This window comes from Campylobacter anatolicus (genome assembly GCF_018145655.1).
Lineage (GTDB): Bacteria > Campylobacterota > Campylobacteria > Campylobacterales > Campylobacteraceae > Campylobacter_A > Campylobacter_A anatolicus.
Genome location: NZ_JAGSSY010000002.1, coordinates 332,787 through 347,290 on the forward strand (window position 1 = coordinate 332,787; position 14,504 = coordinate 347,290).

General features: G+C 36.4%; 17 protein-coding genes. 11 read left to right on the top strand and 6 right to left on the bottom strand.

Annotation, left to right across the window (positions count from 1 at the left end):
• Nucleotides 1-14: 14 nt before the first annotated feature.
• Genes KDE13_RS04710 through mrdA form a run of 9 tightly spaced genes read left to right on the top strand, consistent with a single transcriptional unit; the run spans nucleotide 15 to nucleotide 7,019 of the window.
• A complete protein-coding gene (locus tag KDE13_RS04710; protein WP_212142981.1) occupies nucleotides 15-1,229 on the top strand; it encodes a lytic transglycosylase domain-containing protein in 1,215 nt (404 codons plus the stop codon).
• Nucleotides 1,216-2,028, top strand: a complete 813-nt coding sequence (locus KDE13_RS04715) for a septal ring lytic transglycosylase RlpA family protein (RefSeq protein WP_229203843.1) — start codon at nucleotides 1,216-1,218, stop codon at nucleotides 2,026-2,028. Before KDE13_RS04710 ends, KDE13_RS04715 begins: the two co-directional genes overlap by 14 nt.
• A 2-nt stretch (nucleotides 2,029-2,030) precedes the next feature.
• On the top strand, nucleotides 2,031-2,618 hold the full coding sequence (hisB, locus tag KDE13_RS04720) for an imidazoleglycerol-phosphate dehydratase HisB (RefSeq protein ID WP_212142982.1): 588 nt from the start codon (nucleotides 2,031-2,033) through the stop codon (nucleotides 2,616-2,618).
• Nucleotides 2,615-3,103, top strand: coding sequence for a KdsC family phosphatase (locus KDE13_RS04725; RefSeq protein WP_212140852.1), 489 nt, complete (start codon nucleotides 2,615-2,617; stop codon nucleotides 3,101-3,103). The genes hisB and KDE13_RS04725 overlap by 4 nt, the downstream gene beginning before the upstream one ends.
• Nucleotides 3,094-3,618 (top strand): LPS export ABC transporter periplasmic protein LptC, encoded by a 525-nt coding sequence (gene lptC, locus KDE13_RS04730; protein WP_212142983.1) that lies wholly within the window; start codon nucleotides 3,094-3,096, stop codon nucleotides 3,616-3,618. Before KDE13_RS04725 ends, lptC begins: the two co-directional genes overlap by 10 nt.
• Complete coding sequence (gene lptA, locus KDE13_RS04735; RefSeq protein WP_212140854.1) at nucleotides 3,594-4,070, top strand: lipopolysaccharide transport periplasmic protein LptA; 477 nt, start codon at nucleotides 3,594-3,596, stop codon at nucleotides 4,068-4,070. Before lptC ends, lptA begins: the two co-directional genes overlap by 25 nt.
• Nucleotides 4,067-4,711 (top strand): GTP-binding protein, encoded by a 645-nt coding sequence (locus tag KDE13_RS04740; RefSeq protein ID WP_212140855.1) that lies wholly within the window; start codon nucleotides 4,067-4,069, stop codon nucleotides 4,709-4,711. Before lptA ends, KDE13_RS04740 begins: the two co-directional genes overlap by 4 nt.
• A 2-nt stretch (nucleotides 4,712-4,713) precedes the next feature.
• A complete protein-coding gene (locus tag KDE13_RS04745; RefSeq protein ID WP_212142984.1) occupies nucleotides 4,714-5,205 on the top strand; it encodes a hypothetical protein in 492 nt (163 codons plus the stop codon).
• Nucleotides 5,202-7,019, top strand: coding sequence for a penicillin-binding protein 2 (mrdA, locus tag KDE13_RS04750; RefSeq protein WP_212142985.1), 1,818 nt, complete (start codon nucleotides 5,202-5,204; stop codon nucleotides 7,017-7,019). The genes KDE13_RS04745 and mrdA overlap by 4 nt, the downstream gene beginning before the upstream one ends.
• Before the next feature lie 2 nt (nucleotides 7,020-7,021).
• Here mrdA and ybeY read toward each other — a convergent pair whose 3' ends face one another.
• Nucleotides 7,022-7,429, bottom strand: a complete 408-nt coding sequence (gene ybeY, locus KDE13_RS04755) for an rRNA maturation RNase YbeY (RefSeq protein ID WP_212142986.1) — start codon at nucleotides 7,427-7,429, stop codon at nucleotides 7,022-7,024.
• Nucleotides 7,430-7,658: 229 nt separating this feature from the next.
• Here ybeY and KDE13_RS04760 point away from each other — a divergent pair, with 229 nt between their 5' ends.
• Both KDE13_RS04760 and hcp read left to right on the top strand, forming a co-directional pair.
• A complete protein-coding gene (locus KDE13_RS04760; protein WP_212142987.1) occupies nucleotides 7,659-8,408 on the top strand; it encodes a 7-cyano-7-deazaguanine synthase in 750 nt (249 codons plus the stop codon).
• Between the two features lie 144 nt (nucleotides 8,409-8,552).
• The gene (gene hcp, locus KDE13_RS04765) at nucleotides 8,553-9,881 is read left to right on the top strand and encodes a hydroxylamine reductase (RefSeq protein WP_212140860.1); all 1,329 of its coding nucleotides are present in this window, start codon (nucleotides 8,553-8,555) and stop codon (nucleotides 9,879-9,881) included.
• Nucleotides 9,882-10,020: 139 nt separating this feature from the next.
• Here the strand turns inward: hcp and KDE13_RS04770 are convergent, their stop codons facing one another.
• From KDE13_RS04770 to mobB, 5 genes are read right to left on the bottom strand one after another with little or no spacing between them, the layout of a single operon-like run.
• Nucleotides 10,021-11,010 carry a ferrochelatase gene (locus KDE13_RS04770; RefSeq protein WP_212142988.1) on the bottom strand — a complete coding sequence of 330 codons (990 nt, stop codon included), beginning with the start codon at nucleotides 11,008-11,010 and terminating at the stop codon, nucleotides 10,021-10,023.
• The gene (metG, locus tag KDE13_RS04775; protein WP_212142989.1) at nucleotides 11,011-12,927 is read right to left on the bottom strand and encodes a methionine--tRNA ligase; all 1,917 of its coding nucleotides are present in this window, start codon (nucleotides 12,925-12,927) and stop codon (nucleotides 11,011-11,013) included.
• A 15-nt stretch (nucleotides 12,928-12,942) separates the two neighbouring features.
• Complete coding sequence (locus KDE13_RS04780) at nucleotides 12,943-13,149, bottom strand: hypothetical protein (protein ID WP_212140863.1); 207 nt, start codon at nucleotides 13,147-13,149, stop codon at nucleotides 12,943-12,945.
• On the bottom strand, nucleotides 13,149-14,012 hold the full coding sequence (locus tag KDE13_RS04785) for a class 1 fructose-bisphosphatase (protein WP_212141311.1): 864 nt from the start codon (nucleotides 14,010-14,012) through the stop codon (nucleotides 13,149-13,151). Before KDE13_RS04785 ends, KDE13_RS04780 begins: the two co-directional genes overlap by 1 nt.
• Nucleotides 14,012-14,491, bottom strand: coding sequence for a molybdopterin-guanine dinucleotide biosynthesis protein B (gene mobB, locus KDE13_RS04790; RefSeq protein WP_212140865.1), 480 nt, complete (start codon nucleotides 14,489-14,491; stop codon nucleotides 14,012-14,014). The genes KDE13_RS04785 and mobB overlap by 1 nt, the downstream gene beginning before the upstream one ends.
• Between the last annotated feature and the right edge of the window lie 13 nt (nucleotides 14,492-14,504).

Genomic DNA, 14,504 nt, shown 5'->3' on the forward strand with positions numbered 1-14,504 from the left:
GAAAAAGGATATAAATGAAAGCCATACTTAAGATTTTTTTACTTTTTGTTTGTAGTTTAACACTATTTGCAAATACTTCTGAGCATAGTTCATACAATACCCAAGCAAAAATTTTAAAAGAGCTTGATATAGACCCTAGCTTTATGAAAACTAAGAGCTATATTGATGCAAAATATCGTATGCAAAATACACACATTAGGAATTTTGCAAATGCATTAAAAAATGGATATATGTATATTCCTATGATAAAAACCCATATAAAGACTTCTGGTATTCCGGAGTCATTTTTTTATTTGGCGATGATTGAGTCTGGGTTTGAGACGCATACGACATCAAAAGCAAAAGCAGTTGGGATCTGGCAATTTATGGAACGCACGGCTAGACTTCACGGACTAAAAGTAAATGAATACGTTGATGAGCGAAAAGACCCTATAGCTTCGACAAAAGCTGCAGCGACATATTTGCGTTCGATGAAGGATAAATTTGGAAAGTGGTATCTTGCCGTGATGGCATATAACTGCGGTGAAGGTGCGTTATCTAGAGCGATACAAAAGGCGGGCACTAACGATATAGCCGTGCTTTTAGATGAAGATAAAAAATATCTTCCAAAAGAGACTAGACGCTTTGTTGTTAAAATTTTAAGAGCAGCATATATCGCAAAAGATGCAGAGAGGTTGCTCTCATCAAGCGATTCATCATTACTTAACGCAACTGGTGGATTAAAACTTGCAAAGGTTCAGATTCCCGGTGGAACTCATTTGGCTCAAGTTGGAGATAGCATTGGGCTAAGTGTAAAAAAGATGAAAGATAATAATCCACATCTTAAATTTGTATTTACACCACCAAATTTAAAGGATTATTATATATATATTCCTGAAAATAAAAAGCAACTTTTTGCAACAAATTTTAAGCCAAGCTATAACAAAAATCACTTCTATACATATGTCGTGAAAAAGGGTGATACACTTTTTCATATATCTAAAAAAACAGGCATAAGCCATCGTGCTATACGTGAATACAATGAACTAAAAACAAATGCAATCGCATATAATCAAAAGCTAATAATCCCAGTTACACAAAGTAATAAAAATCAAAAATATATCGTGCAAAATGGCGATACTTTGGTAAGCATATCGAAAAAATTTAATGTAAAAGTTGATGATATAAAGGAGGCAAATGCGATGGCTAGTTCGGATCTAAATATCGGAGCAAACATTGTCATACCTTAGATTAGTATTTAGCATAGCGATCGGACTACTTTTAGTAGGTTGCTCGTGGATTGGGGCACCATTTAATCCAGGACCAACCGGCCCAACAAACGAAAAGATAAACAACTCAAAAGCTGTACAAAAGGCCACAATGCGTCCATATACAATAAATGGCAAGACATACTATCCGACTATTGTTAGTGTTGGCGATAAAGCAAGTGGTATAGCTAGCTGGTATGGACCAAATTTTCATGGCAAAAAGACATCAAATGGCGAAATTTATAATATGTATAACATGACAGCAGCACACAAAACACTGCCAATGAATACAATTTTACGTGTTACAAATTTAAAAAATAATAAATCAGTCATAGTTCGTATAAACGATCGCGGACCTTTCGTAGCAAATCGCGTAATAGATCTATCAAAAGCTGCAGCGACAAAGCTTGATGTGATCGGGGTTGGAACGGCACCGGTGAGTATGGAAGTTATAGGATTTGACGCTGATATTGGCATCGATTCTACAGCTAAAACACAAAAGAGCAAATCTCAAAGCACAGGTATTGTTATGTCGGCTGAGACTAGTGTAGTTGGTGGTGAGTTTATGGTTCAAATCGGTGCTTTTAAAAACCAAAGTGGAGCACAAAGATACCAAAGAGAACATCAAAGTATAGATGGCTACCGCTCTGTGGTTAGGACATTTAGCGTAGATGGTGATACGATTTATCGCGTATTTTTGAATGGATTTAGAAGCGAAGATGAGGCAAGAGATTACGCTAGGAGTGGTAAATTTAATGGTGCATTTATAGTAAGGGGTTAGTTGTGAGAGATGAGCTTTTAAAATTTAATAGAACGACAAAAGAGACACAGATAGAGGCGGAGCTTAAGATTTATGGCACAGGCAAGTGCGAAATAGCAACTGGTATTGGTTTTTTTGACCATATGCTCGAAGCGTTTGGTAAGCACTCTTTGCTTGATTTAAAAGTTATTTGCAAGGGTGATACGCACGTTGATTTTCATCATAGTGTTGAAGATGTTGGCATAGTTATTGGCTCACTTTTAAAGGATGCAATTTATCCAGTTAGTGGAGTAGAAAGATTTGGTGATAGTGTTGTTGTGATGGATGAGGCGGCGGTTTTATGTGCTTTGGATCTAAGCAATCGTGCTTTTTTAGTCTATGATGGATTTAATGAAAATGGCAAGGTTGGTGAGTTTGATATCGAGCTAGTTGAAGAATTTTTTAGGGCCTTAGCAATGAATGCAAATATTACACTTCATATTAGTAAAGTTCGTGGTAAGAATAATCACCATATCATAGAAGCAGCATTTAAATCTCTTGCAGTAGCACTTCGTAGAGCTTTAGCAAAAAATGAGAATATCTCGACGCCTAGCACAAAGGGTGTACTATGATAGAGATTATATTTTTAGATGTTGATGGTTGCTTGACAGATGGTAAGATAATTTACAATGCAAATGGTGAGGAGCTTAAATTTTTTGACGTAAAAGATGGCTATGCGATAGAGAGTTGGCTAAAACTTGGTAAAAAAGTCGCTATCATCACGGGTCGTAAGTCTCAAATAGTTGAGCGTAGGGCTGAAGATTTAAAGATAAATCATGTCTATCAAGGTGTGAGTGATAAATTTAAAATAGCACAAGAGATACTTAAATTTGAAGGATTGAACTTTGAAAATGCCGCAGCTATTGGCGATGATTATAATGATTATAAAATTTTAAACGCTGTTGCTTGGAGCTTTAAGCCAAAGGATGCTATAAAAGAGCTAAGTGTAACAACTCGCCTAAAACACAAAGGTGGCAATGGTGCAGTTAGAGAGATGATAGAGATGATAATAAGTAAACAAGATATGTTTACAGAGTGGTCTAAGCGTTGGTTATAAGGATATTTTACTGTATCATTGCGGTATTTAGTATTGTGATGGTGTTTGTAGTGTTTCAGGATCCATACTTTTCTGATGAGATAAAACAGGACGTAAGAGTTGCAAATATGCAGGTTAATGATGTAGTTGATTATGAGATAAATGCGAGTGTAGTTAGTGGAATTTATGAAGCTGACGAGATTGTTCGCTACTCAAATCAAGATGAATTTTTGCACTTTAAAGCAAATGTGTTGCGTGGAAATTTAAAACACGATATAAGCTCACAAAAAGCCATCATGCGAGACGATAATATTACATTTAAAGACAGTGTGAAATATGACAATAATGAGAGTTTGAATTTTAGTTCAGACGAAGTGATTTACAATACAAAAAGTAAAATTGCCATATCTAAAGTGCCTTTTATTGCGATACAAAATGGTGATAAAATAATAGGCAAAAGTTTACGATATGATATGGTAAAAAAACAGACAGATATAAAAGGATTTAAAGCGTGGATAGAGCAAGAAAGGCATTAGCGGTATTTTTCATATCGACTTTTGTGGCATTTGCCGAGCAAGTTGAGATAACATCGGATAGTTTTTTTGCTGATGAAGGTAAACAGATTGGCGAATTTAATGGTAATGTTTATATAAAAAAGGGTAATTACGACGAGCTTAAGGCAAACAAAGTTATCGTTCATTTTGATAAAAATCGTCAACCAGTAAAATATATTGCGACTGGCAATGCAAAGCTAAAATTAGTAATAAAAGACAAACATTACGATGGCAAGGGCGATACACTCACATATGAGCCAACTACACAAATTTATACTGTTATTGGTAATGGCTATATACACGAGGTTGAAACGGATAAAAATATCTATGGTGAAAAGATTGTGGTAAATCAGCTAAATGGCACATACAATGTTAATAGTGGCGATAAAAAACCGGTGAAATTTATATTTCAAGTCGAGGATAAAGCTAAGTGATAAGAGCTATCGGTGCTAAGTTTATATCATCTGCACCAAATATCAATATCGCCCCTGATTTTGCGACGAGTGAAGTTGTGTTTTTGGGACGTTCAAACGTGGGTAAATCAAGCTTGATAAATGCTATTACAAATCACAATGGTCTAGCTAAAAGTTCATCAACGCCTGGTAAGACTCAGCTGATAAATTTTTTTGAAGTTGATTTTGAAGAGATAAAAGAGATATATTTAGACACTCAAGAGCAAAATGAGCAAGGCGAGATAAGGCAACGTTTTAAGATAATGTTTGTCGATTTGCCCGGTTTTGGCTATGCAAAGGTCTCAAAGTCAAAGCACGATGAGTGGCGACGAAGTTTGGATGAGTTTTTAAAATTTAGAATAAATATCAAGCTTTTTATACACCTTATCGATGCTAGGCATTTTGATCTACGCATTGATACTGAAGTAAATGAATATCTGCATAGTTTTATTCGTGCGGATCAGAAAATTTTAAATTTATATACAAAGGCGGATAAGCTAAATCAAAGCAGTAAGAGTGCCGTTATGAGATTTGACCCAAGTGGAGTTTTAGTTTCCACGCTAAATAAAAATGGCATAGATAAGGCTAGAGAGCTCATTGTTAAACATACATTTGGTCTATAAATATGCAAAAAACTTACGCAAACAGTCAAAGTTTAGTAAAAAATTTTATTGTAGCTGTTGTGATATTTGGCTACACTATTGTCACGACGCAGTTTAGTTTTCTACCTCCTTTGATGGGATTATTTTTTGCGTATATGATTATTGAGTATTTTACCAAGCAAAGGACGCTCAATGACTTTAGTGCAGGCTGGTATTTTGCTATCTTATTTATGATGTTTTCAGAACAAATTCACGGATTTTACCTTTTTTCTAGCATTGTAGCATTTTTGATATTTTTTCATTTTGTTTGTGATTGGCTTTTTTCGACGATGAGATGGCGTAACTGTCTACTTGCAATACTAGTTGCGAGTGGATATATCGGCACATTTTTAGTAAATAATCTAATCTCATATATAAAAAATACGACCTTGCTAAGCTTAAGCCACGAATATATCGTTTATATCGTCGCAGAGAGTATTTTGGCGATCGTTTTGTTTAGGGATCGTGTGCTATGAGATTGCGTATTGTATTTGGTGTTATTACTATTTTTTGGATAATGCTTCTTGCAAAAATTTATCATCTTAGCGTAAATTCTAATGAATATTATAAAGAAAAAGCTGAACAAAATGCAGTAAAAACTCAGTATATACCACCTGTTCGTGGTGTTATTTACGATATTAAAAATCGCCCAATGGCGATAAATAGACTAGGGTTTTCGATAGCTATCAAGCCGCATTTAAGCTCAAAGGAGCAAATTTTAGATAACGAACTTAACGAGATAACTAAACTCTTTACTGATCTAAACACTACAAAATTACGTCGTGAATACATAAAAAATGATTCGCCTTATAATCAAGATTTTATAAATGTTGTTGATTTTATAGATTATGATGAGTTTTTACCGTATTTTACAAGCCTTTCATTACGCCCAAATTTACGGATCGAACCAGCATCGAAACGCCACTATCCATACAATGATATAGCTTCACATATTATAGGTTATGTGGGCAGAGCAAATCAAAAAGATATAGAAGATGATCCACTAACAAAGCTCACAAACTATACTGGCAGAAGTGGTGTTGAGCGGTATTATAACTCGATATTGCAAGGTGAGCAGGGCTTTAGGCGTACAAAGGTAAATGCACTTAATCAAGAGATAGAGCAGATAAATTTTACCCCAGCAAGCTCACAAGATATAAGGCTTAGTATAGATCTAGAACTTCAAAAATTCGTAGCAGATGTATTTGGTAAAGATGCCGGTAGCGTTATTATTATGGATCTTAAAAATGGTGCTATCATCGCAGCTGGAAGCTTTCCTGAGTATGATCTAAACCCTTTTGTACTTGGCATAAGTAAGGACGAGTGGGAGCAGCTGATACAAGATGTTGATCATCCATTTACAAACAAGCTAGTAAATGGACTTTACCCGCCTGGTTCAGTTATAAAAATGGCAATGGCAATGGCGTTTTTAGATAACGGCATGACGCGATATGATAGTTTTTTCTGCTCTGGTTCGTATGAGCTTGGTGGACGTAAATTTCGTTGTTGGAACTCATATGGACATGGAAATGTCGATATGAATAGAGCTATTAGAGAGAGTTGTGATGACTATTTTTACAAAGCGTCTCAAAAGATCGGCATAGATGCAATAGTCCCAATACTTGAGCGTTTTAGCTTTGGTGTTAAAACTGGCGTTGATCTACCAAATGAGTTTGTCGGCACTCTGCCTAGTCGTGAATGGAAGATGCGAAAATATGGTAAGTCGTGGTATCAGGGTGAGACGCTTATAACATCTATAGGGCAAGGCAATTTTCTTGTTACTCCTATGCAAATAGCAAAGCACACGGCTGAACTTGCAACTGGATTAAACATAACGCCACATTTTTTGCATAGTATCGATGATATCGTGGTAGACTTTATGCCAAGAGATGATAAATTTAACAAATTCGAAAAATCACAACTACCATATATAAGACACGCTATGTATGAGGTTGCAAATCATCCAAAAGGCACGGCAAATAGACACTTTTTAGACTGCAAGATTAAAGTCGCAGCAAAGACTGGCACCGCTCAAGTCGTTGGTATCTCACAAACCGATAAAAAGCGTATGCGTGAAGAAGATATGGCGTATCTGACACGATCGCATGCTTGGATGACGACTTATGGACCATACGAAGATCCACAGTATGTCGTAACTATGGTTATAGAGCATGGTGGGCATGGTGGAAGTGCGGCAGGACCAAAGATATCACAAATTTATAACAAACTGCTTGAAATGGGCTATATAAATTTAGATAAAATTAACGATAAAAATAGTGATAAAAAATAAATTTAGCTCTCTTCTGTACGAACGATCAAGCTTTTTGGTAGGTTAAAATTTTCTATCACTTCGCACTCCTTTTCACGCATTTGCCCATCATCTTTCTCGTGATCATATCCAAGCACATGAAGTAGCCCATGAGTAAATAAAAGTGCTACTTCATCGCTATCTGAGTGTCCTAATTCAGTAGCCTTTTGACTGACTAGCTCTAAATTTATCACAATACAGCCAAGTGGGGTGTGCATAACAAACTCAAATGGAAAGCTAAGCACATCCGTTGTCTTATCAATCCCACGTTCACGCAGGTTTATCTCACGCATTTGATTGCTATTAACAAAGCTAAGTTCAACATCGCCAGGAGTCAAAAATTCACAAATCTTATCTAAAATTTTAGGATATTTATCATCGCATATTATCATTTTTAGGCTTTCTTATGGAAAAATCTGTATAATTTTAGCAGAAATTTAAGAAAATTTGAAAAGTCTGATGATATTTTACCTTCAACTTAGTTATCTGCTAAAATTATGGCTTTGCTATCACCTAGCTAAGATTTTGTCAAAAATAGGGTAAGATATAAAAGAGACGAAAGTATTTTACTTATAAAATTTTAAAATATCTTATAAATTTTAATTAAAATGGAGTAAATTTATGAAAAAAGCAGTATGTATAATGAGTGGCGGTATGGATAGTACACTTTGTGCCACTATCGCAAAGCATGAGGGATACGAGATTGTTGCACTTCATTTTGATTATAATCAACGCACAATGAGACGTGAAAAGGTTGCGTTTGAGCAAATTTGTGATAGGCTAGGCATCACTACAAAACTAAACCTAGATGTAAGTTTTATCGCTGATATAGGCGGTAGCTCTTTGACTGATATGAGTATACAAGTGCCTAAAAATGGAGAAAGTTTGAGTGAGCTTAAAAACTCAAATATTAAAAATGACAGAGAAAATTTAAGTGATACTAAAAACTCAAACGTTCAAAAAGATAGTCAAGATGTCCCAAACACATACGTGCCATTTCGTAATGGTATATTTGTCTCAATAGCCACTGCACTTGCCGAAAAGCATGGAGCTAGTGCGATATTTATCGGTGTGGTTGAAGAAGACGGTAGTGGTTATCCTGACTGCACGGCAAGTTTTATAAGTAAGATAAATAACGCGATAAATGTTGGAACTGCCAAAAATACAAATATTGAAATCATAACACCACTGATAAATTTAAATAAATCTCAAATCGTAGCTAGATCGCTTGAGCTTGGCTCGCCACTTGAGTTAACTTGGAGTTGCTATGAAAACGATGATGAGGCGTGTGGCATGTGCGATAGTTGTCGTCTGCGTCTGCGTGGATTTAAGATGGCTAATACACAAGATCCGATAAGATATAAAATTTAATAAATTTTAGTTAAAATGATAAGCAAAATCAAAAAACTTAAACAATAAAATTAATTTATATTTCTTAAAGTTATTGACGTAAATCAATCTAAAAATTTGAAATTTTCTGTAATATATCTTTAAATTTTAATTTAAGGATAGTGAATGGATAAAGAGTTAAAGATGTTTTGTCATCAATGCGAGATGAGTGCCGATAGTGGCTGTGGTGCAAAGGGACAGAGTAGAGGCACTTGCGGAAAGAGCGATACGCTCGCACGTTTGCAAGATACGATGGTCTTTGGACTAAAAGGTCTTAGTGCGTATCGCCACCACGCTGATGAGCTTGGAGCCGACACAAGTGCGGTTGATCGTGTTATTGCCGATACGCTTTATTTTACGTTGACAAACTCAAATTTTAACTTTGATGAGCATATCAAGCAACTTTTAGCAGTCGGTGGTGCAGGCGTTGAGATGATGAATATATTAAGCGAGGCTCATATAGCTAAATTTGGTCTGCCAACGCCTGTAAAAGTGAGCCAAAATAAAGTTGAGGGTAGGGCTATACTAGTCAGCGGACACAATCTGCACGCACTTAAGATGTTGCTTGAGGCAACAAAAGACAAAGGTATAAACATCTACACTCACTCAGAGATGCTCCCAGCACACGGATATCCTAAACTACGCAAATATCCACACTTAAAGGGCAATGTAGGCAAGGCATGGTTTGATCAAACTAAGCTATTTAATGAGTTTAAGGGTGCGATACTGATGACTACAAACTGCATAGTTCCGCTTCGTTCAAATTGTACTTATGCCGATCGCTTATTTGGCTACTCTATTGCTGGGACTGACGGTATTAGACATATAGAAAATGACGACTTTACGCCACTTATTGAGTGTGCTATTTCTTGTGGTGATGTGAGTGGCTTTGAAAGTGATGAGACACTAGTAACTGGCGGTCATTATAAGACTATTTTAAGTTTAGCTCCGCAAATTTTAGATGCGATAAATACAGGTAAGATCCGACGATTTTTCGTTATAGCGGGGTGTGATGCACCAGGTAAAGGGCGTGAGTATTACCGAGAGTTAGCTAAAAGCCTACCACAAGACTGCGTGATACTCACATCAAGTTGTGGTAAATTTAGATTTAACGACATTGACTTTGGTAATGTCCCAGGTACTGAGCTACCACGCTACATAGACCTTGGTCAGTGCAACGACAGTAACGGAGCGGTTAAAATTGCTCTTGCACTAAGTGAAGCCACAGGTATAGCTGTCAATGATCTACCGATCTCTATCGTCTTAATGTGGATGGAGCAAAAGGCGGTCATTATACTTTTAGCATTGTTCTATCTTGGTATGAAAAATGTTAATATTGGACCAACTTTACCGAAGTTTTTTAACGAAGAGATTATAAATTTCTTAGTTGAAAAATTTAATGTGCGTCTCATAAGTGGCGATGCACAAGCTGATTTGAGGTACTTTTTGGGTTAGCGAAAGTGAGTTTTTATGCCAAAGTGGTAAAAATATGATTTGCAGAGTAGTAATTAACAGTTGCGAGTAAGAGCAAGAGCTAAGTAAAAGTAGAAATATAAAAACTGTGAAGCAAAAATAACAAATTAAAGCTGTTTGATTAAAACTCAAACAGCTTTTTTTGATCTTTGCTTTGATTTAACATAGATAAAATTTCATTTTTATCGCATAAAATGAGTGCGTATCTAAAACCTTTAAGGCCCTTTATCTCACTTAAATCATCATATCTAAAAGCTTGAGATGCGTCTATTTCACTATCTCGTGGCAAGCAAAGAACAACTTCATCTTCGCTGAAATTTTTATACAGATATGCCGCTTCTATGCTAAATAGTTCCTCGTCTTTTTCAATTATTAAAGCACGAAAACTGCTGCCAAAGCTTATGGGCTTGAAATTTTTATCTATAAATATCGGCTCAAAATGCCCAAAAACTCGGTGATCATTTAGCTTAAAAGTGATATTATTTTGTTTAAAGTAGTGCAAAAGTCCACAAAACATACCCATAAAAACACGCGGGATATTTAAATTTTGATAATAAACATCATCACAGATTATAGTTGTAAAAAATATTGAGCTTGGATTGATCGCTTGAGCCTTTGTATCTGTCCAAACTGCATCATAAAGGGGCGTTATACGTTGTAATACTCGCACTTCGTTACTAAAAAATATATCTCCATTTTTAGCTTTTACTATCTTATAAAAAAGCTCTTTAATCTCGCTTGGCATAAGTATAGCGTTTTTGCTTAGGCTCATACGTTCAATTATCGCTTTTTGTACAGCATTTATAGAACAAAATTTTAAATTTTTATGTGTCGCTTCAAATCTCATAAGTCGCATAAGTGCATTTTGTAGACTGTCAACTTTTATATATGCGATCTCGCCATCACTTGGTATAAGCTCATCTTCACTTATAATAGCGTAAGCTCCATGTTTTATAGCGTCTTTTATATCATTTTCATCGGCGTTTGTTGCTATAAATGCATATCCACGTTTGATATTTTTTGGTTCAAAAACAAAATCGCTCACACTTGATACGCTTGGTTTGTTTATGATGCGTCCATTGATAAGTCTTATTAAATTTTCTATCGTCATTTAGCCGACTATTGCCCCATTTTTGACCTTTGAATGAGTGCTAAGCAACGTAAGAGAGCCATCTTCAGCACTTAATATCATCCCTTGTGATACGTATTTTTTCATCATTGTTCGCTCTTTTAAATTTGCTAAAACACAGACTTGTTTGCCGATTAGCTCATTTGGATCATAAAATTTAGCGATACCAGATAGAATTTGGCGTGGTTGAGCCTCTCCTAAGTCTATCTTAAATTTAAGCAACTTTTCACTGCCCTCAACTCTTTCACACTCAAGTACTTCGCCTACTTTGATAACGATTTTAGCAAAGTCATCAATTGAGATTATCTCACTTTTTAGTTCCTCTTTCTCTACTTTTTTTGACTCTTTTATGGCACTAGAGTGTGGTAAAAGTTCATTTTCTATGCGTGGAAATAGTGGTTCTGTCGGCTTTGCTACAAAATTTATAAGCTCATTTTTTATTATTAGATTTTGATATACTTTCTCGTTTATCTCAAAGCCTAGAGCCTGTGCTATTTTATCACAAGTCTTTGGCATAGCTGGGCTTAATAGCACAGAAATTTTTGCTAATAAATTTGCACAAAGTGCCACAAGAGCGTTTGCTTCGTCTATTTTACCTTGTTTTATCATCGCCCACGGCTCGTATTTGGCGATTACGCCATTTGCCAAAGATACGACTTTCCAAAGTTCCTCTAAATAGCGATTTGTCGCCAGTACTTCTAAATTTGATACAGCTAAGTCAAGATATTCGTGTGCTTCATTTAGCTCGGCTTGATAAAATTTAGTTGTATTTTGAGCGTCTATCTTAAACTCACTATATTTGCCGCTCATTCCTATTATGCGGCTTAATAGGTTACCAAGCCCATTACCAAGCTCTGAGTTTATCCGCTCAATGAGAGCTTTTTGGCTAAAATCGCCGTCTTGACCAAATGGCACTTCTCTAAGCATAAAATATCTAAAATTTTCAAGCCCATAGGCATCCGCAACCTCTTTTGGATTGACTACGTTTCCCTTGCTTTTACTCATTTTTTCGCCGTTTCTAGTCCACCAGCCGTGTGCGGCGATATGTTTTGGTAAAGGAAGTCCAAGGCTCATCAAAAACGCAGGCCAATAAATCGCATGAAAACGCAAGATATCTTTGCCTACGATATGTGTTGTGTTCTCCCAGTATCCCATAAGTTCATTGTCACGTGAGTATCCAAGTGTGGTTAGGTAGTTAATGAGTGCGTCAAGCCAAACATACATCACGTGCTTTGGATCGTTTAAATTTTTAGGCAGTTTTATGCCCCAGTCAAAGCTCGTGCGTGTGATGGATAGATCTTTTAGTCCACTTTTTACAAAGCTAATAACCTCGTTTTTTTTGCCTTTTGGGATTATGCATTGCTCATTATTTTCATACCATTTTAGTAGTGCGTCTTGGTATTTTGATAGTCTAAAAAAGTAGCTTTCTTCTTTAACTATGCTTGTTTTACGACCACAGTCAGGACAGCACTCATCATCAAGTAGTTGCGTTGAGGTGAAAAATGTTTCACAGCTAACGCAGTAGTATCCCTCGTATTCGCCTTTGTAGATATCGCCATTTTCATACATTTTTTCAAACGCATTTTGTGAAGTGAGCTTGTGCTCTGCATCCGTTGTGCGTATAAAATGATCGTAGCTTATCTTAAACTCATCCCAAAGTGAACGAAATTTACCACTTATCTCATCGGCATACTCTTTGGGTGTTTTACCGCGTGTTTTAGCGGCTTGCTCTATCTTTTGTCCGTGCTCATCGGTGCCTGTCATAAAGTAAGTGTCATATCCTTGCAAACGCTTAAAACGAGCCAAAGTGTCAGCTATGATGGTCGTGTAGGCGTGTCCGATATGTGGCACGTCATTTACATAATAAATCGGAGTTGTAATATAGGCTTTCTTTTTCATATTTTTCCTTTAAATTTAAAAATCAAATCCGCCAGTGCTACCCTTTGACATAGCGTTATATGTCGCATCTACAAAGTTTTTGCGTGTTTCGCATTCAAATAGAGCTTCGCATTTAAAACAGCTATTTAGCCCTTTATCCGCTTGACATTGCATTAGAGCTTTGGCTTTTTCATCTCTGTCTAGTTCAAATTTATCTTTTATTTTTTCGCTTAGCTCGCTCATTAAGCTTGTCCGTAAAATTTATGAAGTGTTTTTATCTCGTAGCTTGAGCCAAAAAAGCAGGGAGTGCTTTGGTGAATTTTGGTAATAGTGATATCAAAAAGGCTCTTACTAACGCCATCACTTGTAGCTCCACCAGCGTTTTCGTAGATAAATGCGAACGGTAATACTTCAAACAACACTCTAAGTTTGCCATATGGATGATCGCTTGTGGCTGGGTAGCTAAATAGTCCACCGCCTTTGAGTAAAATTTGATGCAGGTCGCTTACCATTGCACCAGAGTAGCGAAGGCGATATCCTTCGTCAAAGAGTGATTTTATAAATTTGCAGTGAGTTTCGCTCCAGCCACTTTGTGTCGCACCTGTGGCGTTTAGCTTACCTTTTTGCTTTAATTCAAGCTCCTTTATAAGCTTAAACTCGCCATTTCTATCAAGGCGGTAAAATTTAGGCTTTACTCCCTTTTTATCGCTTATAACTAGCTCAACTCGTGGTCCATATATGCTATAAGCTGCAGCTATTAAATTTTGTGGCTTTAACTCGTTTTCATATATACCAAAGATCGAGCCGACTGCGAAGTTTACATCAACTAAGCTTGAGCCGTCAAGCGGGTCGTAAGCGATAAGGTATTTTGCATTTTTGTTTAAATTTAAAATTTCATCTTTTTCTTCGCTGACTAGGGCTTTTACACACTCTAGCTCTTTAAATTTGGCCGTTATTATCTCATCACTAAGCACATCAAGTTTTAACTGAGTGTCACCAGTAGCATTTTCGTGCGTTGTGTAGCCTAAGTCGGCGTATTTTATAGTTTCGCTTATCTGTTTTGCGACATCTTTTATCGCGTTAAAAATTTGTTCTAACTCTTTCATTATACAGCCTTTGCATTTTGAAGTATCCACGCACAAATTGCGTTTATATCATCTAAATTTATATTTGTTATATTATATGGCACACTATCTTTATATGTGGCTATAGCGTCTGAAAAGCTCAAATAGCTCTCATCTATCTCATCTTTAAATACACTTAGTCGCGGTAGTGGCAAGGTTTTAAGCCCCTCAACCAAAAGTAGATCAAACTCTCCGATCATTCTTATAACCTCGTCTAATTCTGAGCTAGTTTGTGAGAAAAATGTCGTTCTAGTCGGACTTAGCACGACTACATCTGCACCACTTTGAGCAAAGCGGTAGCTATCTTTGCCTTGCACGTCAAATCTCGCTTTATCGCCCGGATCGTGTTTAATGATCACCACTTTAAGTCCATCTGCTATAAATTTTTCCAAAACTTTTAGTATAAGAGTAGTTTTACCACTATTTGATGGACCAGAAAACGCTATGGCTAATCGCTTCATATATGCCTTTTTT